The organism is Pseudomonas sp. FSL W7-0098, from assembly GCF_005930585.1.
In the GTDB taxonomy this organism is placed as follows: domain Bacteria; phylum Pseudomonadota; class Gammaproteobacteria; order Pseudomonadales; family Pseudomonadaceae; genus Aquipseudomonas; species Aquipseudomonas bubulae.
The window spans coordinates 235,576-256,280 of record NZ_RXHW01000001.1; the positions used below are offsets into that span (position 1 = coordinate 235,576).

Annotated in this window: 18 protein-coding genes; 7 read left to right on the forward strand and 11 right to left on the reverse strand. The window is 59.1% G+C overall.

Features of this window, described 5'->3' with window-relative positions:
• Positions 1–3 precede the first annotated feature (3 nt).
• From bcsB to bcsE, 7 genes are read right to left on the reverse strand one after another with little or no spacing between them, the layout of a single operon-like run.
• Positions 4–2,331, reverse strand: coding sequence for a cellulose biosynthesis cyclic di-GMP-binding regulatory protein BcsB (bcsB, locus tag FHL07_RS01155; protein ID WP_095000191.1), 2,328 nt, complete (start codon positions 2,329–2,331; stop codon positions 4–6).
• Positions 2,328–4,928 (reverse strand): UDP-forming cellulose synthase catalytic subunit, encoded by a 2,601-nt coding sequence (gene bcsA, locus FHL07_RS01160; RefSeq protein WP_095000192.1) that lies wholly within the window; start codon positions 4,926–4,928, stop codon positions 2,328–2,330. Before bcsA ends, bcsB begins: the two co-directional genes overlap by 4 nt.
• A complete protein-coding gene (gene bcsQ, locus FHL07_RS01165; protein ID WP_138737971.1) occupies positions 4,925–5,647 on the reverse strand; it encodes a cellulose biosynthesis protein BcsQ in 723 nt (240 codons plus the stop codon). The genes bcsA and bcsQ overlap by 4 nt, the downstream gene beginning before the upstream one ends.
• A complete protein-coding gene (gene bcsR / locus FHL07_RS01170) occupies positions 5,644–5,880 on the reverse strand; it encodes a cellulose biosynthesis protein BcsR (RefSeq protein WP_095000194.1) in 237 nt (78 codons plus the stop codon). Before bcsR ends, bcsQ begins: the two co-directional genes overlap by 4 nt.
• Positions 5,850–7,496: a cellulose biosynthesis protein BcsG gene (gene bcsG, locus FHL07_RS01175; protein ID WP_130871424.1), complete on the reverse strand. Its 1,647-nt coding sequence runs from the start codon at positions 7,494–7,496 to the stop codon at positions 5,850–5,852. Before bcsG ends, bcsR begins: the two co-directional genes overlap by 31 nt.
• Positions 7,483–7,683, reverse strand: coding sequence for a cellulose biosynthesis protein BcsF (gene bcsF / locus FHL07_RS01180; RefSeq protein WP_095000196.1), 201 nt, complete (start codon positions 7,681–7,683; stop codon positions 7,483–7,485). The genes bcsG and bcsF overlap by 14 nt, the downstream gene beginning before the upstream one ends.
• Positions 7,680–9,227 (reverse strand): cellulose biosynthesis protein BcsE, encoded by a 1,548-nt coding sequence (gene bcsE / locus FHL07_RS01185; RefSeq protein ID WP_138737972.1) that lies wholly within the window; start codon positions 9,225–9,227, stop codon positions 7,680–7,682. Before bcsE ends, bcsF begins: the two co-directional genes overlap by 4 nt.
• A gap of 517 nt (positions 9,228–9,744) precedes the next feature.
• On the opposite strand from bcsE, the gene FHL07_RS01190 reads away from it, so the two are divergent.
• Entirely contained in the window at positions 9,745–9,981 is a 237-nt protein-coding gene (locus FHL07_RS01190; RefSeq protein ID WP_095000197.1) for a YdcH family protein, read from the forward strand.
• A gap of 26 nt (positions 9,982–10,007) precedes the next feature.
• Positions 10,008–10,304, forward strand: a complete 297-nt coding sequence (locus FHL07_RS01195; protein ID WP_095000198.1) for a putative quinol monooxygenase — start codon at positions 10,008–10,010, stop codon at positions 10,302–10,304.
• Positions 10,305–10,368: 64 nt separating this feature from the next.
• Here FHL07_RS01195 and FHL07_RS01200 read toward each other — a convergent pair whose 3' ends face one another.
• Both FHL07_RS01200 and FHL07_RS01205 read right to left on the reverse strand, forming a co-directional pair.
• A complete protein-coding gene (locus FHL07_RS01200) occupies positions 10,369–12,141 on the reverse strand; it encodes an acyl-CoA dehydrogenase C-terminal domain-containing protein (protein WP_095024656.1) in 1,773 nt (590 codons plus the stop codon).
• Between the two features lie 139 nt (positions 12,142–12,280).
• The gene (locus tag FHL07_RS01205; RefSeq protein ID WP_138737973.1) at positions 12,281–13,903 is read right to left on the reverse strand and encodes an acyl-CoA synthetase; all 1,623 of its coding nucleotides are present in this window, start codon (positions 13,901–13,903) and stop codon (positions 12,281–12,283) included.
• 180 nt (positions 13,904–14,083) lie between these two features.
• Here FHL07_RS01205 and FHL07_RS01210 point away from each other — a divergent pair, with 180 nt between their 5' ends.
• Together FHL07_RS01210 and FHL07_RS01215 are read left to right on the forward strand one after the other, a co-directional pair.
• Positions 14,084–15,889 carry a PAS domain-containing sensor histidine kinase gene (locus FHL07_RS01210; RefSeq protein ID WP_138737974.1) on the forward strand — a complete coding sequence of 602 codons (1,806 nt, stop codon included), beginning with the start codon at positions 14,084–14,086 and terminating at the stop codon, positions 15,887–15,889.
• Between the two features lie 2 nt (positions 15,890–15,891).
• Positions 15,892–16,527 carry a response regulator transcription factor gene (locus FHL07_RS01215; protein WP_095000202.1) on the forward strand — a complete coding sequence of 212 codons (636 nt, stop codon included), beginning with the start codon at positions 15,892–15,894 and terminating at the stop codon, positions 16,525–16,527.
• Here the strand turns inward: FHL07_RS01215 and FHL07_RS01220 are convergent.
• Entirely contained in the window at positions 16,514–17,917 is a 1,404-nt protein-coding gene (locus FHL07_RS01220) for an aminotransferase-like domain-containing protein (protein WP_095019911.1), read from the reverse strand. The genes FHL07_RS01215 and FHL07_RS01220 overlap by 14 nt on opposite strands.
• Before the next feature lie 129 nt (positions 17,918–18,046).
• Between FHL07_RS01220 and FHL07_RS01225 the strand changes: the two genes are divergently transcribed.
• Positions 18,047–18,685: a LysE family translocator gene (locus FHL07_RS01225; protein WP_095000204.1), complete on the forward strand. Its 639-nt coding sequence runs from the start codon at positions 18,047–18,049 to the stop codon at positions 18,683–18,685.
• Positions 18,686–18,706: 21 nt separating this feature from the next.
• Here the strand turns inward: FHL07_RS01225 and FHL07_RS01230 are convergent, their stop codons facing one another.
• A complete protein-coding gene (locus FHL07_RS01230) occupies positions 18,707–19,183 on the reverse strand; it encodes a hemerythrin domain-containing protein (RefSeq protein WP_095019143.1) in 477 nt (158 codons plus the stop codon).
• A 269-nt stretch (positions 19,184–19,452) separates the two neighbouring features.
• Here FHL07_RS01230 and FHL07_RS01235 point away from each other — a divergent pair, with 269 nt between their 5' ends.
• Positions 19,453–20,421 (forward strand): site-specific integrase, encoded by a 969-nt coding sequence (locus FHL07_RS01235; protein ID WP_178110299.1) that lies wholly within the window; start codon positions 19,453–19,455, stop codon positions 20,419–20,421.
• Positions 20,422–20,504: 83 nt separating this feature from the next.
• Positions 20,505–20,702, forward strand: coding sequence for a PLDc N-terminal domain-containing protein (locus tag FHL07_RS01240; RefSeq protein ID WP_095000205.1), 198 nt, complete (start codon positions 20,505–20,507; stop codon positions 20,700–20,702).
• Positions 20,703–20,705: the final 3 nt, after the last annotated feature.

A 20,705-nucleotide genomic window follows, 5' to 3' on the forward strand; every position in this document is an offset into this window, starting at 1 on the left:
GCGTTAGTCATGCTTGTTCAGGCGACGGTTGGCCGCCCAGCTCAAGGCACGCCACAGCAGGAAGGCGCTGAGCAGAACGCTGATCACGGCCAGCACGGTCAGTAGCACCGGGTGCTCGGAGAGCTGGTACCACAGCAACAGGTACCATGGCAGGTTGCCAACAAAGTACTGGTCACCCACCAGTTGGCTGTAAACACCGCTGCTGCGGATCAGTGCCGCGGAGCCCGCTACTGCGTCCAGCTTGCCGCTGTCACCGAGGACTTCGCGCAACAAGTTGTAGTCTGCATCGTCATTGGCCAACATTGCCACGACACTGCGCTGGTTATGGGTCGGGGACTGCATGCCCAGGATAGCTGCAATCGGGGCCTGCGCTGTGACTTCCACCTTGTTGGCTGGCACGTTGCGTGCGTCGGTCGACGGCGTGCGACGAATGTTGGCATCAATACCGGTGGTGCCATGTGGCTGTACCAGCATGTCACGCTGGCGTTGCAGCAATACGCTCAAGTCCGGGTTATCGCGCAGGTCTGGTGCCATTTGTCCCAGTACCAGCAGGTCGGCATCTTCCTTGGAGGCGGATTGCCAGTCATCGGTCAGGCGCAAGCCGAACGCCGGGTAGCCGGAACGCGCAGAAATGCTGGCCACGGTTTCAAGCAGGGTGCTGATTTGTGTCGGTGTGGTGTCTTTGGGTACGACAACGATGGATTCGGACATGTCGGCCATGCGGCTGAACGGGAAACCACTGCGGGCAAAGGCCTTGAGGTCCGGCATGCTGATGTAGTGGTAGTAGCCGGACATATCGATGGTGGAGTCCTCATCGATAATTGCCTGGGTGTTGGCCGGCAGGATGGTCTGGCAGCGATCTTTCTGTGAACTGCCCATGGTGCTGGCAAAGTTGAAGTCGAAACGCAGACGGTTACGGTCGCCAATTTTCAGCGAAGGCACGATCAGTTTGTCATTGACGTTGGCTGAGTCGTTGGACAGCACCGACAGGCGCAGTTCTTCGAGGTTGCTGGTGTCTTTGCGCAGCAATGGCAGGCTGGTGAGGAACTGGTCATTGAGGCTGATATTCAAGCGCGAATCATCATTGGCCGACGGCGCGGTGTAGCGGTACTGGGTGCGCAGCGGGATACCCTGGTTGCGCCAGACAAACAGGTCAGGCGGCAGGTTGACGTCCAGGGTGATGGCGCGTGGCACCAGCCCGCTGACTTGCAGTTGTTGCGGGTAACTGACCAGTTCGGCAAAACGCACAGGGCGGTCGGTACGCATCCACGCCGGAGCATCGTAGGGTTTGCGCGGTTGCAGTTCCTGGACCTTGTCGATGGTCACGCGCGAACCGCGCATCAGGTTGCCGCCCAGGGCCAGGGCCTTGGCGGCTGTAGCCAGGTCTTCTTCGTTGCGACCCATGACCAGCAGGATTTTGCTGTAGGGCGCATCCGGGTGATTGATCATTTCGACCACAGGCGCGGTCACGGCCGGGAATTTCTCCAGATCGCTCATAAATGCAGGGCGGTGATCGTTGGTGGCAAACACCACGGTGGGCTGGACGGCATCCTTGTCTTGCACGCCTGGCAGGGTATCGAACACGACCGGGAAATTGGCCCCGCGCCAGTTGGACTGGCTACCGAAGTAGGAGGCCAGGATCGCGGCGGCTTTCTGCTCGCCCAGGGTCGGGTTGGCCGCGAAGACAAACGGCAGTTCGAGTTTGCCGCTGTTGCGCGGGTCGAAAAACGGTAGCGGGAAAAACGCCAGATCGTTTTGCAGGCTCAGCGCCTGTTCCTGCAGGGTAATGCTGCTGCCACGGCTGATATTGACCCACAGGGTGCTGTTGGCCGGGTCTTCGCAGAATTCGGTGTAATGGCCGACAAACTCCAGGCGTACGCGGTTGAAGTCCGAAATCAGTCGCGGATCAAGGGCCATCTTTTGCGTGGTTTTACGCCCCAACTGGTCCTTCTCGATCGGCAGCACGCCCATCAGCACATCGTTGAGGTAAACCCGGATATGGGAAACCGTCGGGATCAGCGAAGGCGAGGGCGTGTATTCCAGCTGCAGGCTGGCGTCGCTGGCAATGCGGTCCCGGCGCATGCCGAATTCCACCTGGTCGGCGCTGTTGATACCCAGCAGCAGGGAGTCACCGGGGCGCCCCAGTTGCTCAAAGGTATAGGTCACCGGCCAGCTTGGCAGTACCTGATCGGTTTGTGCAAATGCAGGTTTTGGCAGCGTTTCGGCCACTGGTGAGCTCCCCGGCAAAGGCAGGGGGGCCGACATCAGCTGTGAGGCGAAGGTCATCAGCGCTAGGCTGGCGAAAATGGTTTTTTTGGTTATACGACTCATGATCTGCTCACTGGCCGGGAAATAAGAGGGGTGGAGGTGGGCATGCGCGGCAAAAAGCTGCCCAGCCACTGAAAGATGTGCAGGAAAGGTTTTGCCAACACGCGGACCCACGCCGGCAGGTATTCATACAGGCGGTAATAACCCTTGATGCCCAGGGCCAGGATCTCCTTGAGACTCTGGATCGGCTTGTCGGCTTCAAAACCGCTGTTGTGATCAAGCCAGGCATCGGCGCGGCCAAAGGTGCATTGCACGAAGGCAATTTTTTCTTCGGCCGGTAACCGGGCAAAGCTGAGACCAATAAAACGTTCGCTGGAACGGGTCAGGGTGCCGGTGAATACAAACTCGCGGTTGCCGCGTTGCAGAATCAGTGAAACCGGCGTGCCGACGGGCAATTGCAGAGCCTGGCTCAGTTGCAGGCCGACGCCACCGTCGGAGTAGTCCACCAGCTCACAAGGGTAGCTGTGCCCGTCAGCCAGTTTCACCGCCCCCGGCAAGCGCGCGAGTACCCGGTGGGTGTTGCGCACCTGGCGTACTTCCGCGGCAACTGCAACCGCAGCCCCGATGATCAGCAGGTTGTAGATCACCCACAGGACGCTGACGATCACGGTGAAGATTTCATCCCTGGGGCCATAGAACAGGCGCCAGACGGCAAAGCCCAGGCCGAGGATGTTCAACACCGACAAAATCAGATAGGGCTTGGCGGTCTGCCAGTCGAACTGGTTTTCCTCCATCATGCCGCCCTTGGCCGTGACGTTGAATTTGCCCCGTGACGGGCTGAACAAGGCCACCGTGGTGGGCCGTGCGATGTACCAGGCCAGCACGGTTTCATACACCTCGCCCCAGAATGTCTGGCGGTAGGCGCCTTGCATCCGCGAGTTGGTCAGGCTGGCGTGGATCATGTGCGGCAGCACGTACAACAGGATCATCGCCGCCGGGGCGTAGATGATGTAAGCGTGGAAGAACAGGAATGCCAGGGGCGCAGTGAGGAACACCAGCCGCGGCAGCCCCACCAGAAAGTGCATCATGGCGTTGGTGTAGCAGATGCGCTGGAAGATCGTCAGGCCCTTGCCCAACAGCGGGTTGTCAGTGCGGAAAATCTGCACCATGCCCCGCGCCCAACGGATGCGCTGGCCGATATGCGCCGACAGGCTTTCGGTCGCCAGCCCCGCCGCCTGCGGAATACGCAGATAGGCCGAGGTCCAGCCATTGCGGTGCAGACGCAAGGCGGTATGGGCATCTTCGGTCACGGTTTCGACAGCAAAACCGCCGATGGAGTCAATTGCGGTACGCCGCAGTATGGCGCAGGAGCCGCAGAAGAACGCGGCGTTCCACATGTCGTTGCCGTCCTGGATCAGTCCGTAGAACAGCTCGCCTTCGTTGGGGCGGTTACGGAAAGTACCCAGGTTGCGCTCGAACGGATCCGGCGAGAGGAAGTGGTGCGGGGTTTGCACCAGCGCCAGTTTCGGATCGCGCAGAAACCAGCCAACCGTCAATTGCAGGAAGGAGCGGGCAGGCATGTGGTCGCAGTCGAAAATCGCCACCAGATCGCCGTCGAGCAATTTCAGGGCATGGTTGAGGTTACCCGCCTTGGCGTGACGGTTGTCGGTGCGGGCGATGTAGTTGATACCCACTTCCTCGGCGAAGGTCTTGAAACTTGGGCGGTTACCGTCATCGAGCAAATGGATGCGCAGCTTGTCTTTCGGCCAGTCGATACCCAGCGCCGCATACACCGTGCCACGGGTAACCGACAATTCTTCGTTGTAGGTGGGAATCAGCAGATCCACTACCGGCCACTGATCGGTGTCTGCCGGCAGCTGTGCCGGTTTGCGATTGAGCGGCCATGAGGTTTGCACATAACCCAGCAACAGGATCAGCCAGGTATAGGTTTCGGCCACCAGCAAGGTCAGGCCGCAGACCAGATCGAAGGTGTCGTTCCAGTTCAGGGTCGAGGTATAGCGCCACCACAGATAACGGCACGACACGATGACCGAGAGCACGATCAGCAATAATGTAGGGAAGCGCCCCGGCATGCGCCGGACCAGCATGGCCAGCATCCACAGCAAGACGACAAACACCAGTTGCGCAAGGAAACCGAACGGTTCGGTAATGCACAGCACAATCAACGCCAGGGCCAGTACGCCCATGGCGATATACAGGCCCTTGCGCAGCGGCCATTGAATGTTGTCCCACCAGTGCGAGCCTTTGGTGACTTGCGGGCTGAGGGTGGTGGGCAAGCGGGCAAAGGCATTGGACAGCAGGTTCCATGGCCGTTGCACGATCATCAGCAAGGCCGAGAAAAAGCTGGCCGTGCGCTGGCGGAAGCGTTGCCGGCCGATCTGGTCCTGGTTGGGCGTTCGCACCAGCAGTAGCCACAGGGTTTGCACCGTGTAGCGCAGCGGGTCACCGATGGTCGAGGGCTTGTCCGCCAGGTGCGGATACAGGCGCCGGTGCTGTTCGCGCAAGGCTTGCCAGCGGGGTGATTCAAGGCGCAGGAAGATCCAGCCCAGCGCTTGAATCAGCGCCAGGGTGAAGGCGGTAAAACGGGTGCAGTTCTGCTCCCGCCGCAATCGTGTATAGGGGAACCAACGCCTGATCATTCAAGCCTCCTGCCACGCAGCAGGCACCAACTGGCCAGGCTGATAATGTCCAGGGCAATCAGGCTGGAGGGCGCATAGCGCCCGGCAGGCTCGCTTCTGGCCAGGGCCTCGGCCATGGCTTCATCTGCATGCAGGTTGACTGGCACCAGTGCATGGGCATAACGCTGTTGCCAGATCAGCAGCAGATCGCGCTGCAACTGGCTGGCGGCATCGAAGCGATTGACCAGAAACAGCGGGGTCTGCGTCAGCTGCGGTTGCAACAGCACATGGCAGGCAGCATCGGCGTTGGTAACCATCATCGAGAGTGCGCAGTGCGGGTTGGTCATATGCCCAGGCAAGCGTTGCGGCAGGTCGAAGAGTATCCAGTCAAACGCGTTCTCCAGCGCAGCCTGGCGCTGGCTCCAGAGCTTTGGCTGTTCAATCAGCAGGGCATCGAGGGCAAAAAGCTCGCTCGGCTTCAATTGGCCATAGGGCAGCACGCACAGGCCTGGCTCTACCACCCAGGCGTGTTCGTGCCAGGGTTGCCGGTCAAGGGTCGCCCGCGCCCAGCCTTCACGTGGGGCAAGGTCCATATTGAAGTGCAGGCCCAGGGAGTTCTCCGGGCACATGTCCACCAGCAGCACTTTCTGCCCCAGCTCATGCAGCGCATGGCCCAGGGCCGCCAGGGTTGAGCTGGTGCCCACGCCACCCCGCACGCCACGCAAACTCATGCTGATCATGGGGTTTGCTCCGTGTCCTTGGCCAGCAACGGGGGCTGCTTGTACTGCGCCTCTAGATAGGCCAGCAACGGCCAGCGCTCAAAGGCCTGCAACAGCTCCATATGTGCCGACACATCGACATATTCCAGGGCATGCAGCTCCATCATGGATTTAAGCCGGGCAATATCATCGGCCCGTTCTTTGCGCGAAAGGATATCGGCGCTTATTTGAACCGCTGTGGGTAAGGCAGCCATCCGCCGTTCTCCTTGATTCGCACATAAGGTTTGCCGTTGTAGTCGAGTACTACGGTCCCTGAGTTTTCCGATACTTTCGCGGTTTTCGGCAGATCGGTGAGCAGCCTGGACCAGTCCACGGTCTGGCCATTGCTCAGCGCCGGATCGGCGTACAGGCGAGCTATGATTTCTGCCACGGCCAGGTAGCTGCTGGGTTCACTGACGTGGATAGGCTGGGTTTGCGCGTTGTCGCCCATATTGATCAGCTTGATACCCACCGGTACATGGGTGATGGAGTCACTGGGGATTTCGCGCATGCCGGCTATCTGCATGCGGTCACCGTGCAGCGCTGCGCCATGCTCAGGGACGATGGCTACCACGACGCGACGGCCACTTTTTTCCAGCTCTTTAAGGAAGGCATTAAGATCGTCGAGAAGGATCTGCGCCCGGCTGCGGTAGTCAGCGGCCTGGGTGCCGCCATCGGACTGCACCTGGCGGTTACCGTCGTGCAGGCTGGTGGTGTTGTAGAACAGCGCCATATTGGGTGAGTCTTCAGTCATGCGGTGCTGCCACCACTTGCTCAGCACATCACGGTCGCGCCAGATCGGCGAGCCATCAAAACCGACATAGGTACGCGGCAGGCCTGCGGGTACAACACCCAGAGCCGGAGGAGGCAACTGGCCCTGTTCACGCACTTCCTGCAGGAAACCGTCGAATTCACCGGTGTGGTTAAGCATCAGCTCATTGGAAAAGCCCAGCTTGCGCAAGTCATCGAACAACAGGCACTGATCCGCCGGTTGTTTGTACAGCTGCGCATGGGAGGTCTGACCGCAACTGGCGCGCAGCAAGCGAATGGCTGCGGGGCCGCTGTAGGCGGTGGCCGAGTTGAAGTTGTCGAATATCACGTCCATCTGGCTGAACAACGGGTTGTCACGCAAGCCCACGGCATCCAAGTCGTCCCAGGCCATGGAACAAATATTGATCACCAGCAGATCGAACGGGGGCGGCTTGACTGCCGGTTCCTTGAACTCGACCTTGCGCGTGGATTCGTTGAGATAGAACTTCTCCAGGTAGCCATTGAGCGTCGCGTCGTCGGGCTCGCCTGCGCTGACGGTCGGCGCGCCCGTGGCAGTCTGTGCGCCGGCCATTTGCGGTTGCACGGAAGGTGGCAACAGCCATTGCAGATTGCCCATGCCCAACCAGGCAAAGCCCAGCAGGGTGAGGGTGGTCAGGCGCAGCCACTGGTTCAGGAACAGGTAGCCGACAAACAGCAACAGCAACAGGGCGCACACTTGCCAGTCGATAAAGCGCCCCAGCAGCTCGACGATATAGTCGAACGAAAAGTTCAACACCCCGGGTTGTGCCAGCAGGCGGCTGAAGGGCGGGAACCAGGTGTCCTGGTACAGAAGGGCCACGGCCACCGGAATGGCAATCAGGGTGCGCAAACGGCGTAGCACCGGGTTGGCGATCGGAATCAGCAAAACGGCAGCAAAGATCAGGTTGGGCAAAATCTGGATGTTCAGATGCCCCGTCCAGGCCAGCAGGAACTTGGCCAGGAAATACAGGTTCCAGGCGCCCAGGCCGCTCCAGGATCCGGCAATTTTGTGCGCCGGTGCGTCAGACTTAAACAGACTCATCAGGCGTTCTCTGAGCAGGGCTGGCTGGCATGCGACGGCGAACGCCGCACGATTTCAAATAGCGGGGAGAGAGGTACTGCTCGAAATGACTTTTCAAGTACATCCGCATGCGCTGCCAGAACAGCGTCAGCAGTACGGTCACCACACAGGTCAATGCAATGACATCGATTAGCTCAAGGAACGTCATGACTGTGGCTCACTGATAGGCAGGGTGAATCTTTGCGGATTTAACGGCGCACGTTCACCCGTAGCAGATACCGCTTGCGTCGCATGGGTCTCGACGGGGATATGCAAGTGTGCAGGCACGGCGCCAGCTTTCATAAAGGCGTCAGCCGGCAGATCGGACAACCCGCTGAGCATGCGGCGCTGGCTGAACATGTCGCGCCAGGGCAGGCGGCAAACATTGCCCAGTGCCGGTTCCAGTCCGTCAGCGCGGCAGGCAAACAGAAAGAGGTAAAGCTCGTCATCCAGCAGGCAGGCAAAGTCGCCGAATCGACGCAGGCACATCTGATTGAGGAACAGTTCCTCACCAATGCCGGGCACCGGTTCGAACTTCATCAACTGGTGGGTTACCTCACCCGAACTGTCCTGGTAGATCTGCGCAACGGTTTCGAAAAAATCACGGGGGCTCACCAGCCCGCGAATTTGCGGCGGGCGCTGACGTTCCAGAAGGGTCTTGAAATCAATGTTCTGCGTGTACTGCCAGCGCTGCCCCTGAATGCTCTCAATCATGCTCAGAAAACGTGAGAGCAGGGTGCCGTCGGGAACGATCAGGTTGGCCCCGCAGGCCAGCAACAGACGTTCATCGCGGTAGCGCACCGACGGTTCCATTTCGCGCACAACGATCTTCAACTGCGGCCCGCAATGTTCGCGCAAGTCGTGCAACTGCTGTGCAAGCTCAAGTAACTGGTAGCTGTTGTCGATGCCGACAATTACGGTCGCGGCGCTGGCTGACTGGGCTGCTTCGAGCAATGCATCACGGTTTTCGAACAGGTACCAGTGCTTGGACATTGACGGCGCACCCTCCAGCACGGAGCGCTCGGCAAGATAAACGTGCTGATCGTCCGCTACCCGGGGCTGGGTATCGACCTCGGTTTGCGGGATCAGGCGCAAGGTCGCGTGCTGGTCCGACAACTTGAACTCCTGCCCGGCGCTAACGCCCAGATCGCTGTGCCAAAAGTGCAACTGATAGCGCAGGTCGCCGTTGTAGCGGTACAAGCGACTTAAACCGGAGAGGGTTTGATTGAGTTGCAGCAACTGCGCATGCAGCAGCGCTGCCTCGCCATGGGTAATCACCAGCAATGTGGCGTTGCGCTCCAGCAACCAGGAACGCATGCGCTCGAACCAACGTTGCAATTGGACCGCTGTGGTGGTCTCAGCCCAACTGTTGGCAGGCAGCACCAGCAGGATCTGGCTTGAAGGGGCGGTACCGGCGCGCGCAAGGTCGCGGTTCAACGTGGCCAGCCCAGGCACGATGACTCTTGGTGCGATCTCGAACAGCTTGAGTTTTTCCGGCCCGCGATCGGGCGCCATGTCGTTGACCAGGCCTTGTGCGTAGCCGGTGCTGGCAATCAAGGTTGCCGGCACGCTTTCGGGTATGTTTTCAAGAAATTGCCGAGCAAGCAGTTTTGCGTCAGCGGAGTGATCGACCGTGACCCAATACAAGCCGCCTGCGCGCAACACAATGTGTTGATCCGGCAATCCGCCTATGGCCAAACTGATATGAACCAAGCGTAACGTCCCCCAAGGATGAACAGGTGTTAAGGCGTTCGGGTACTGCCAGCCATCACCTGTCTATTTCTTTAGGTGTCAATAGAATGACTGTCAACATTTAACCCGTTACGTCTCAGTTGTTTCTTCTTGTACTGTGTGCTGTGCATCATTTATGACAAGCGTAGTACTACACTCGAATGAGTGTAAGAAAGCGCGTACTTTATCATCTGAAACATCTGGTTGAGTGGCTTGAGACTGAGGATCGTCAAAAAAATAACGGCAATATGATTGTAGTCATTAAATTGGCTACTCGCCTGGAAAGGCTGATATTCGAGGGCTCCGCACCTCAGGCCAAGGTATTTGGAGGTAACGCTCGCGAGAAAACCGGCTAAAGGGAGAGGAAAGTACGCGCCCGGCTTTCTGAGAGTCCCATTGCGTGCTATTGCTTACGCGGGTTCATTGTGAACAGAGCCATTGTGATCAGGTTCGCCCTCAGAACCTGAACCTGCCACTGAAATAGCCATGAGGTGCAGATATGCCAGTCAAGCACGACTTGTTACAGGACTTGGGGCTCACTAAAGAGGCCGTCAGCAAGTTTCGCAGCGAAAACCCGCATCTGAATCAGCTGTTTGTACAGTACGGCGAAAAAGATGCCGAGGTCGTTGAAGCTGAAGCCAACGACGCCATAGGCGTCCCTGATGATGTACTGCGCACGCTCAAGGAGCAGCGCTTGCAGATCAAGGATAAAATCGCGCAGATCCTCAGCGCTTAAGTCACCGCAAGCTGCAGGAAGTAGATATGTCCCGAATCATCAAAATTGTTGCCACATTGCGTGCCAAACCTGGTCATGGCAAAACTGTCGAGCAGGCACTGCGCGCCTGTGTCGAAGGCTCACGGGCCGAACCGGGCTGCCGTTTCTATGACTTGCACGTGGATCGTACCGACCCCGAGCGTTTTGTCTTTATTGAAGGTTGGGCGGACATGGAGGCGATCGAGCATCATAAAACCACCCCGCACTACCAGGCGATGGCCCAGGCCGTGGGCGATCTATTGGCGCATCGCGAAGTGTTGTTGCTGGACGAACTGAGCGTTTAGGCCCGGTTCAAGTGCAACAGCCTGCGGCGGCCCTGAACAGGCCGCCGTTTTTATTGGCGGGCGTTTAAAAATGTGCGGCATCGATCTCGAACAGTGATTCGCTGCCAGCCCGTATTCCGTGCTCCAGGCTCAGTGTGCGAGGCAACAAGCGGGAGAAATAGAACTGTGCGGTCGCCAGCTTGGTGTCATAAAACCCGGGGTCGGTACTGCGCGAGCGCTGCGCCACATCGGCCATGCGTGCCCATAGCCAGGCATACGCCACATAACCGAACAGGTGCAGATATTCGACACAGGCGGCGCCTGTTTCATTGGGGTTGGCCCTGGCCCGTGCCTGCAGCCAGTCACTGACGTCCTCAAGACGCTGCACTGCGTCCAGCAGTTCGCTGGCATAAGGCTTGCCGGGCCGGGTCGCGAAGTCACGGATGTGTGCGGTAAACAGGCGCAGGCTTGCACCGCCATTGGCGATCACTTTTCGGCCCAGCAAATCCAGCGCCTGGATGCCGTTGGTGCCTTCATAAATCTGCGCAATGCGCACATCGCGAACCAGCTGTTCCTGGCCCCATTCGCGGATATAGCCATGACCACCAAAGACTTGCTGGCCCAGCACGCAACTGTCGAAACCGGTATCGGTAAAGAAGGCCTTGGCCACTGGGGTCAGCAAGGCTACCAGCGCAGTGGCTTGCTGCTGCTCCTGCGGCTCGGTAGAGAACTTGGCCAGATCCAGTTGTTGGCCCACATAGCTGGCAAATGCCCGTCCACCTTCGGTCATGGCCTTCATGCTCAGCAACATGCGTCGCACATCGGGGTGGACGATAATCGGGTCGGCAATCTTCTCCGGTGCCACGGCTCCGGTCGGGGCACGACTTTGCAGGCGCTCGCGGGCATAGGTGCGGGCATTCTGGTAGGAGGCCTCGGCGCAGCCAATGCCCTGGATGCCGATCGACAGACGCTCGTAGTTCATCATGGTAAACATCGCGGCCAGGCCCTTGTTGGCTTCACCGATCAACCATCCCTGTGCGCCGTCAAAGTTGATCACGCAGGTTGCCGAAGCCTTGATCCCCATCTTGTGCTCGATGGAGCCGCAGCTCACCGCATTGCCTTGTCCGAGTGAACCATCGTCATTTACCAGCACCTTAGGAACCAGAAACAACGAAATGCCCCTGGGCCCTGCTGGCGCATCCGGCAGCTTGGCCAGCACCAGATGGATGATGTTTGCGGTCAGGTCCTGATCGCCGCCGGTGATGAATATCTTGCTGCCGCTGAGGCTGAAACTGCCGTCAGACTGCGGTTCGGCGCGGGTGCGGATAATCCCCAGATCGGTGCCGGAATGGGCCTCGGTCAGGCACATGGAACCGGCCCAGCGGCCTTCGTACATCGGTGGCAGGTAACGGCTTTTGAGGGGTTCGCTGGCGTGGGCATCGATGGCAAGGCAAGCACCGCTGGTGAGCGCCGAATAAAGGGCAAAACTGGAGTTTGCGCCGTAGAGCATTTCTTCAAATTGCACGGCGAGCATTTTCGGCATGCCCAGGCCGCCAAATTCAGGATTGCCCGACAGGCCTACCCAGCCGCCTTCGATGTAGGTGTTGTAGGCTGACTTGAAGCCTTCAGGTGTGGTGACCTGGCCCGCCAGCCAGTGTGCGCCTTCTTCGTCGCCACTGCGGTTGAGCGGGGCGATCAGTTGGCCGGTGACCTTGGCGGCTTCCTCAAGTATGGCGTCGGCGGTATCGGCGTCGACGTGGTCGGCCAGGGCTGGCAGCCTGGCCCAGAGTGCGGGGGCTTCGAAGACTTCGTGCAGGACAAAGCGCATATCGCGCAGGGGGGCGTTGAATTCAGGCATGAAAAACCTCGTTTTTTGCAGCTGAAGGCATTCTGTGGGAGCGGGCTTGCTCGCGATTTGGGCGCCGCGGCCTGTCTGGGTAACCGAGGCGACACCTTCGCGAGCAAGCTCGCTCCCACAGTGGGTCTATAGGGGGCAGTTACAGTGCTTTGGCCATATCACGCAGCACGAACTTCTGGATCTTGCCCGTGGAGGTCTTGGGCAGCAGGGTGAACACCACCGTACGGGGCACTTTGAACCCGGCCAGGTGATCGCGGCAAAAGGCAATGATCTCGGCCTCGCGCACCTGCTGATGATCGGCCTTGAGAGTGATAAAGGCGCAAGGCGTTTCACCCCACTTTTCACAGGGCCGCGCCACCACGGCCGCCTCCATGACGCCCGGGTGTCGGTAGAGCACACCCTCGACCTCGATGGTGGAAATGTTCTCGCCACCGGAAATGATAATGTCCTTGAGCCGGTCGCGAATTTCGACGTAGCCGTCCGGGTGGCACACGGCAAGGTCACCGGTGTGGAACCAGCCGCCTTCGAAGGCTTCGGCCGTGGCGCTGGGGTTCTTCAGATAGCCCTTCATTACCGTATTGCCGCGCATGAAAATCTCTCCCATGGTCTCGCCGTCACGGGGCGTCGGTACCAGGGTTTTCGGGTCGGCCACCATCACGCCTTCCAGCGTCGGGTAGCGCACGCCCTGGCGGGACTTGATCTGTGCGCGTTCGGCCAGAGGCTGCGCATCCCACTTTTCATGCCAGGCACAAATCGTCACCGGACCATACACCTCGGTCAGGCCATAGACGTGGGTGACCTTGATGCCCATTTCTTCCACGGCACCAATCACCTTGGCCGGTGGCGCAGCGCCTGCGACCATCGCATGCACCGGGTGGTCGATGGCAGCCTTGGCGGACTCGGGCATATTGACCAGGGCGTTGAGCACAATCGGTGCACCACACAGATGGGTGACCTGATGCTCGCGAATCAACGTGAGGATCTTTTGCGGGTCAACCCGGCGCAGGAACACATGCACGCCAGCCAGCGCGGTGATGATCCATGGGTAGCACCAGCCGTTACAGTGGAACATCGGCAAGGTCCACAAATACACCGGGTGATTGCCGATGGCCCAGACCATCTGGTTGCCCAGGGAATTGAGGTAAGCACCGCGATGGTGATACACCACGCCCTTGGGGTTGTCGGTGGTGCCGGAGGTGTAATTGAGGGCAATGGCCTGCCATTCATCTGCGGGCCATTGCCAATCAAACTCGGGATCGCCTTCGGCCAGCAGCGCTTCATAGTCCAACTGGCTGACCGGCTGGCCTTCACCGTATTCGGGGTCATCCACATCAATGATCAGCGGGGGGTGATCGAGCATGGCCACGGCCGCATGCACTACGTCATGGAACTCGCGATCGGCAATCAGTACCTTGGCTTCGCCGTGGGCGAGCATAAAGGCGATGGCTTCAGCATCGAGGCGAACATTGAGGGCATTGAGCACCGCGCCGATCATGGGCACGGCAAAGTGCGCTTCAAGCATCGCCGGGATATTGGGCAGCATCACCGCTACCGTATCGCCCTGGCCAATCCCGCGCCCGGCCAGGGCACAAGCCAGGCGGCGGCAACGACTGTAGGTCTGCGCCCAGGTGCGGCGGATGGCGCCGTGAATCACGGCAGGGTAATCGGGGTAGACGCTGGCTGTACGTTCGATAAAACTCAGCGGAGACAGGGCAATATGGTTTACGGCAGTCGGCTCAAGGCCGTGCTCAAAAATCGACATGAAGGTCATTCCGGTGGCTGATTGTTAGCTCTATGGCTGCCTGCTCTGCCGATGGCGAGCGGGTCAGTTTTATGTCCGGTCTGACTTATAGCTCACTCCGGGTTTGATATGGAAGTAATACCTAAGCAATATAGTAGTTGTACTATATAAAGAAAAATTCGCTCAAGTCCTGGATGCCCAATGCCGATCGCGCTGCTTCCCCATGACCCTCAACCCTCTGTAGTGCTTGATAGAGACGGCTTGGCGCTGGCAGCCAACGACGCACTGATCCGCCTGCTGGCGGGCAAGGCGTTGAGCCAGGCGCGCGCGCTGTTGCCGGGCAATCTGCCGGAGCTGGTCCGCGCCTGCCTCAAGCAGGGCAGAGCCATCGAGCAGGTAGAGGCGCAAAGTGCTCAGCAGGTCTGGCTCTGGACGCTTATTCCCGACCCCGACAGCCAGTGTGTGCTGGCCCGCGGGCGTGAAGCGAGTACAGAACTGCTGGCCGGGCGAGAGGCGGCCAAAGCCCGACGCCTGTACCGGCTGATTACCGAAAACACCACGGACCTTATCTCGCGCCATACGCCTGATGGGCGTTTTCTGGATGCCTCGCCGGCGTCCTGGACCCTGCTTGGCTACTGGCCCGAAACGCTGCGCGGGACCCTGGCCCAGCGTCTGTTTCATGCTCACGACCTGAAGCTGGCGCTGCGTCAGGCCCGTGATGCCCTGCAACTCGACGGCTATCACACCATGACCTACCGCATTCGCCATCAGGCAGGGCATTACCTTTGGTTTGAAACAGCCAGCCGGGCAATTCGTGAAACCTACACCGGGGCGGTCGTCGAAGTGGTCAGTGTGTCGCGGGATATCACGGCCCGCGTCCAGGCTGAAGAGAACAAGCGGCGTCTGGCTGAAGTGGTGGAAGCCAACCCTGATCCGGTGCTGTTTATCGACCCGGCTGGCGGGGTGTCGTATCTCAACCCGGCAGCACGGCGTCTGCTGGGTCTGCTGCCCGCAGAAGGCATGCCCGCATTGGCTGATTTTTTGACCGCGCAAGTCTTGGCTACCCTGGAGAGCAACGGCTGGCACAGTGCAGAGGCGCAGGGTTTGTGGAGTCACGAGACCCGTTTGTTGCCCTTGAATGGCGAGCCTTCGGTGCCGGTGTCGTTACTGCTGCTGGCTCATCGCTCGACTGCCGGAGAGCGGTTTTTCTCGCTGGTGGCACGGGATATGCGCGAGCGTGAACTGCGCGAAGCCCAGCAGCGCCATCATCAGGATGAAATGGCCCATACCGCGCGCCTGGTCACACTGGGCGAACTGGCATCGGGGATTGCCCACGAAATCAATCAACCGCTGGCGGCAGTGGTCAATTACGCCAATGCCAGCCAACGTTACCTGCAAAGCCTGGACAGTAATCCTGCCGCAGTCGAGCGTGTGGCCCAGGGACTGGAGCGGATCAACCTGCATGCCAATCACGCCGCGCAAGTGATCAAGCGCCTGCGCGGTTTTTTGCGCAAGGGCCGGCGTAACCTGCAAGCGCTGGATATCAGTGAGGTGGCGCGCCAGGCCGTCAGCCTGTGTGCCTGGGAGGCCGGGGAACGAAATGTCACTATCGAGCTGCAGTTGCCGGAGTCCCTGCCATGGGTATACGCCGACCGGGTGTTGCTGGAGCAGGTGCTGCTCAACCTGTTGCGCAATGCCATAGATGCCAACAACGAGCAATTACCGGGTCAGCTTTCGCGGATCATCCTGCAGGCTCAAACCCTTGATGGCGCCACCCTGCAAATCAGCGTGCAGGATCAGGGGCCGGGGTTAAGCGCCGGGGAGCTTGAGCAGTTGTTCACACCGTTTTACACCAGCAAGGCAGAAGGTCTCGGGCTGGGTTTGTCGATGAGCCGCAGCATCGTCGAAGGCTTTGGCGGTGAACTCAATGCCCGACCACAAACCAGCGGCTTGCTGATGTGCTGCTGCCTGCCATTGATGGCTTCACTCAACACGACAAGAGAGTAACGATGACAACCCAAACCCGGCCTGTGGTGTATGTGGTGGATGACGATCAGGGCATGCTCGACTCGACGGTCTGGTTGCTCGAGTCCGTGGGCCTCAATGCGCTGGCGTTTACAAGCGGGCAGGCCTTTCTTGACGCTTGCGACCCGACCCTGTGTGCCTGTGTGGTACTGGATATCCGCATGCCGGCCATGGGCGGCCTGAATGTTCAGCAGGCATTGCGTGAACGAGGGATCAGGATGCCGGTGATCTTTGTCAGCGGGCATGCCGATGTGCCCATTGTGGTACGGGCTTTCAAGGCCGGTGCCCATGATTTTATCGAGAAGCCCTATAACCAGCAGTTGTTGCTCGACAGCGTACAGCAGGCCCTGAGTGGCGATACCGCGCAGCAAAGCGCCAGCCAGGAACAGACCGAACTTGAGGCCCGTCTGCAAAGCCTGACACCGCGTGAGCAAGATGTATTCATGCCTTTGGTCAAGGGCTGCACCACCCGTGAAATTGCCGCGCTGCTGGGGGTGAGTGCCAAGACTATCGACCTGTATCGCTCCCGGGTGATGAAGCGCATGCAGGCCCGGCATTTACCCGATCTGGTGGGCATGGCCATTGCTGCCGGGCTGGTTGATCCGCTCAGGTTGGGTTAGCCAGTAATGCCTCGACGCCAGCCATGACGGCAGGCGTGTCGGTGTGGGCGACGTTGAAGCGCATGCAGCGGCGCAGTTGCGGATCAAAACCGAACAGGATCCCGGGCGCGAGCACCAGGCCACGGGCAAGCGCTTGCTGGGCGAGGGTTTCGCCATCCAGCCCGGCAGGCAATGTGGCCCAGATAAACATGCCGCCGGCGTAGGGCGCGCTCAACCTGAAGCCCAGGCCCTGCAACCAGCCCGAAACCCGTGCACCACTGGCCTGCAGGCCTTGCACCACGCGCTTGCGGTGTTTGTGATAAGTGCCGTCATTGAGCATCGAGCACACCAGTTGCTCAAGCATTTCCGAAGTAATCCCGCCGCACATCAGTTTCATCTGGGTCAGCTCGGCGGCCATCTGCGCAGAGGCCACGACAAAGCTCACCCGCAGGTTGGCACTGAGGGTTTTCGAAAAACCGCTCAGGTAGGTCACTTGCTCCACGCCTGCCAGCGCCACCAGTCGGGGGGGCGGTTCTGGGTGCAGGTCGCCATAAAGATCATCTTCGATAATGGCGCACTCATAACGCTTGGCCAGCTCGAGCAGTCCGTAGGCCTGCCCGGGTGTGAAGGAGTGCCCGGTGGGGTTATGCAGCAGCCCGGTGGTGAGGTAAAGCGTTGGCCGGTGCTGGCTGAACAGGGTTTGCAGCGCTTGCAGGTCCAGCCCTTGGGCAGTGCGCTCCACAGTGATCACGCGCACGCCATGCAAGGCCAGGTTGGCGTGAAAATTGAAATAACAAGGCATGTCCAACAGCACGGTATCGCCGGGGCGCACGCGCAAGCGCAGCAGCATGTCGAGCCCCAGCACGGTATTGGCCGTGGTGATGATCTGCTCGACCCCCACATTCAGGCCCTGGCTCAACAGTTTCTGCTGCAAGGCCTGACGCAGCGGCAAATAGCCCGCCGGGTCACCATAACCGGTCAGTCGGAGGGCTGGCGAGCGACTGAGCTGGCGCATGTTGCCACGCAGGGCGCTGGCTTCCAGCCAGCTTTCCGGTAAATGCCCGCTGCCGGGGCGCAGGGCACCGCTGGCACCGGTCAGGGAGCGGCGCAAGACGCTGTGCAAGTCTTGCGGCAGCAGGTCAAGGGCAGTGGCGCGTCCGCTTTGCAGCGTTTTCGTCGCAACAAAGTAGCCCAGGCCCTGACTGGATGTGATTCTGTCCTGCCCGCGCAAGCGATCCAGGGCTTCGATCAGGGTGAATTTGCTGACGCCCCAGTGAGCAGTCATCTCGCGCGCCGAAGGCAGTTTGCTGCCGGGGTTGAGCAGACCCTGATCAATGGCCTGGCTCAAGGCATCAACAATCTGCTGGACCTTGGACAGGCCGGGTTGAAACGCAACGGTAGGTAAGTGCATGCAGGGCCTCGTACTTTACCGGTCATGCTACCAGTAAAGGTCGGTAAAGTTTGTCAGTGCTTGCTCTGCCAATAGCCAGCAGGGCCTGCCTAGACTGCGCGACCGTAATTTCTGGATTCAACCACCGTCATGGCCACGCAACTGACACTCGCTTCATTTCTGTATTTTCTGATGTTTTGCGCCACCATGACCTTCAGCCCCGGGCCCATGACCCTGCTCTTGATGGGGTTCGGCATGCAGCAGGGGCTCAAGCGTTCCATGCCGGTACAACTGGGAGCCAGCGCAGCGTATCTGGTGTCGATTCTTGTATTTGCCGTAGGCTTCGCCGAACTGATCAAGGGCAACCCGTTAATCAGTCGCGGGATCCAGTATGTGGGGGTTACGTACTTGCTGTACCTGGCGTACCGGCAGTGGACCAGCACCGGGTTGAAACTGGACAGTCCCGACACACTGCACAACGATTTTACAGGGCGCTTTGGCAAGGGCCTGCTCACCGGTTTCTCCAACCCGAAAACCATCGTCATGTTCAGCGCCGTATTCCCGCAGTTCGCCGGGCAGGGCAGTGATTCCCGAATGCTGGATCTGGCGGTACTGGGGCTGGCTTTTTTGCTGCTGCAGTTTGCCAGTGGTTGCCTGTATTGTTACTTCGGTCAACGTATTCGCCGGGTGCTGCAAAGCCCGTCGCGACAAGTGTTGTTGCAACGGGCTACAGCCTGCATGTTGCTAGGGGTTGCAGTGATGCTGGCGCGAGGTTTTACCCAGGGCTGAACCTGCCGGGCGCTGGTGTCATCACGCCGCCAGGGGCTTGCTGTTCAGGGACTTTTTGTATTCGGCTTTCATCGCTTCCATCTGTTTTCCCAGCTCATCGAGCACCGCTTTACCGAGCAACTTGCGGGCCTGGGGAAACATCTCGGTTTCTTCCTCTTCGATATGGTGCTCGAGGAGTTCCTTGACCACCTTTGCACGACCGGAGAATTCCAGAGAATCGGGGGCAGTTTTCTTAAGGTCAGGCAATACCAGGGAGTCCACAGTACGGTGTTCTTCCTTCGCTTCGTGGTACATGACGGCTTGCTCTTTACCACCGGCTTTCTTGAAGACCGGGTAGAGGATTTCCTCTTCAAGGCGGGTGTGGATAGTAATTTCCATTTCCAGTTTGTTGAGCAGTTCAGTGCGTTTTTTCACGGCGCGCTCGGTGGAGTCGCTGAGCTGGCTCAAGATGGCCTTGACTCGTTTGTGGTCTTCCAACAGCAAATCGATGGCATTCATATTCACTCACCTGTCTCTTTCACGGATAGGGATGGGCCTTTATGCATGCGACCCTCAGGGGTGAATATTGCATTAGCTGTACCAACTTGAACGGACGATATAAAATTAATAAAAATCAATTAGTTAAGTTTCAAAGCTGACGTTTCTATTCGTGCAGAATGCATGTATGCCGCGCCCAGGTCATGCAATTCGCGAGTAGGTTGGCGTTAATGCGCTAAACGCGGAAATCCCCGCCGCATGGGGTATATTGCGAACTGTTTCTGCCTGTAATGAGATTGGTTTTGTCTACGATTGACTCCCCGCTACCGCCGCTTTCTTCCTTGGTGTTAAACCCGGTGCAAACGCCTGTGGCGCTTTATCTTCAGCGGCTGGCGCCGTCCAGCCGCCAGACCATGCGTTATGTCTTGCAGGAAGCGGCAGACCGCCTGGGCGCTGAAGACGTGGCGATTGATGAATTCCCCTGGCATCAACTGCAACCGGGGCATATCACCGCACTGGTGGCGGCGTTACGTGAAGACGGTTACGCGCCAAATACCTCATCGCTCTATGTCAACGCCATTCGCGGCGTGATGAATCAGGCCTGGCAACAAAACCTGATTACTCAGGATCATTTGCTCAAGATACGCGCAGTCAAGGCGGGAGGCGGTTCGCGGCTGGTCAAGGGGCGTAACCTGCGGCGCAATCTGATTCGCGAGCTGATGGACGTCTGTGCCGCAGACCCCCGTCCGCAAGGGCTCAGGGACGCGGCGATCATCGCAATTCTGTATGGCTCGGGGATGCGCAAGTCCGAGTCGGTGAATATGGACCTGTGGCAGGTCGATGTAGAACAGCGCAGCTTGCAGGTGCTGGGCAAGGGCAACAAGGAACTGATCAAGTTTGCACCGGCCTGGGCTTTCGAAAAACTGGAAGAGTGGCTGGCATTCCGCCGGGCGAACCTGCCGGACGGGGTCAGTGATGACACCTTTTTGTTCAATCGCATCCGCCGCGGCAACCACATCACTCGTGATCGCCTGACCAAACATGCGATCTATTACATCGCCAAGCAGCGGGGCAGGCAGGTAGGGGTCGACATCATGCCCCATGATTTTCGTCGCTCGTTCATTACCCGGGTGATTGAAGAGTACGACGTGTCGATCGCACAGAAGCTGGCGCACCACGCCAACATTGCCACCACCGTCAGCTATGACGTGCGCGATGACAACGAGCGGCGCAATGTGACCGACCGCTTCCTGTTGTAAGCGCAAGGGTTGGCGGTTTTAAGAATTAATGAACCCTCGCGCCATCTCCCCGCCTAACGTTTAACAACCACAGGAGGTCGCGCATGCAAATCGAAACCATATGGGTGGTACTGGCAATTATTCTGGTGCTGCTGGAGCTCTGGGCAATCCGCGGGGTGATGAAAAGCGGGGCACGGTCAAGCAGCCGGCTGATGTGGATTGCCATTATCATCTTCGCGCCGTTGCTGGGCATGCTGGCGTGGCTGGTTGCCGGGCCAAGGCAGCCGAGCACACACCATTGAATA

Coding starts and splice junctions, on each gene's coding strand:
- bcsB (WP_095000191.1), bottom strand. CDS start 2,331: ATGAGTCGTATAACCAAAAAAACCATTTTCGCCAGCCTAGCGCTGATG.
- bcsA (WP_095000192.1), bottom strand. CDS start 4,928: ATGATCAGGCGTTGGTTCCCCTATACACGATTGCGGCGGGAGCAGAAC.
- bcsQ (WP_138737971.1), bottom strand. CDS start 5,647: ATGATCAGCATGAGTTTGCGTGGCGTGCGGGGTGGCGTGGGCACCAGC.
- bcsR (WP_095000194.1), bottom strand. CDS start 5,880: ATGGCTGCCTTACCCACAGCGGTTCAAATAAGCGCCGATATCCTTTCG.
- bcsG (WP_130871424.1), bottom strand. CDS start 7,496: ATGAGTCTGTTTAAGTCTGACGCACCGGCGCACAAAATTGCCGGATCC.
- bcsF (WP_095000196.1), bottom strand. CDS start 7,683: ATGACGTTCCTTGAGCTAATCGATGTCATTGCATTGACCTGTGTGGTG.
- FHL07_RS01190 (WP_095000197.1), top strand. CDS start 9,745: ATGCCAGTCAAGCACGACTTGTTACAGGACTTGGGGCTCACTAAAGAG.
- FHL07_RS01195 (WP_095000198.1), top strand. CDS start 10,008: ATGTCCCGAATCATCAAAATTGTTGCCACATTGCGTGCCAAACCTGGT.
- FHL07_RS01200 (WP_095024656.1), bottom strand. CDS start 12,141: ATGCCTGAATTCAACGCCCCCCTGCGCGATATGCGCTTTGTCCTGCAC.
- FHL07_RS01205 (WP_138737973.1), bottom strand. CDS start 13,903: ATGTCGATTTTTGAGCACGGCCTTGAGCCGACTGCCGTAAACCATATT.
- FHL07_RS01210 (WP_138737974.1), top strand. CDS start 14,084: ATGCCGATCGCGCTGCTTCCCCATGACCCTCAACCCTCTGTAGTGCTT.
- FHL07_RS01215 (WP_095000202.1), top strand. CDS start 15,892: ATGACAACCCAAACCCGGCCTGTGGTGTATGTGGTGGATGACGATCAG.
- FHL07_RS01220 (WP_095019911.1), bottom strand. CDS start 17,917: ATGCACTTACCTACCGTTGCGTTTCAACCCGGCCTGTCCAAGGTCCAG.
- FHL07_RS01225 (WP_095000204.1), top strand. CDS start 18,047: ATGGCCACGCAACTGACACTCGCTTCATTTCTGTATTTTCTGATGTTT.
- FHL07_RS01230 (WP_095019143.1), bottom strand. CDS start 19,183: ATGAATGCCATCGATTTGCTGTTGGAAGACCACAAACGAGTCAAGGCC.
- FHL07_RS01235 (WP_178110299.1), top strand. CDS start 19,453: ATGAGATTGGTTTTGTCTACGATTGACTCCCCGCTACCGCCGCTTTCT.
- FHL07_RS01240 (WP_095000205.1), top strand. CDS start 20,505: ATGCAAATCGAAACCATATGGGTGGTACTGGCAATTATTCTGGTGCTG.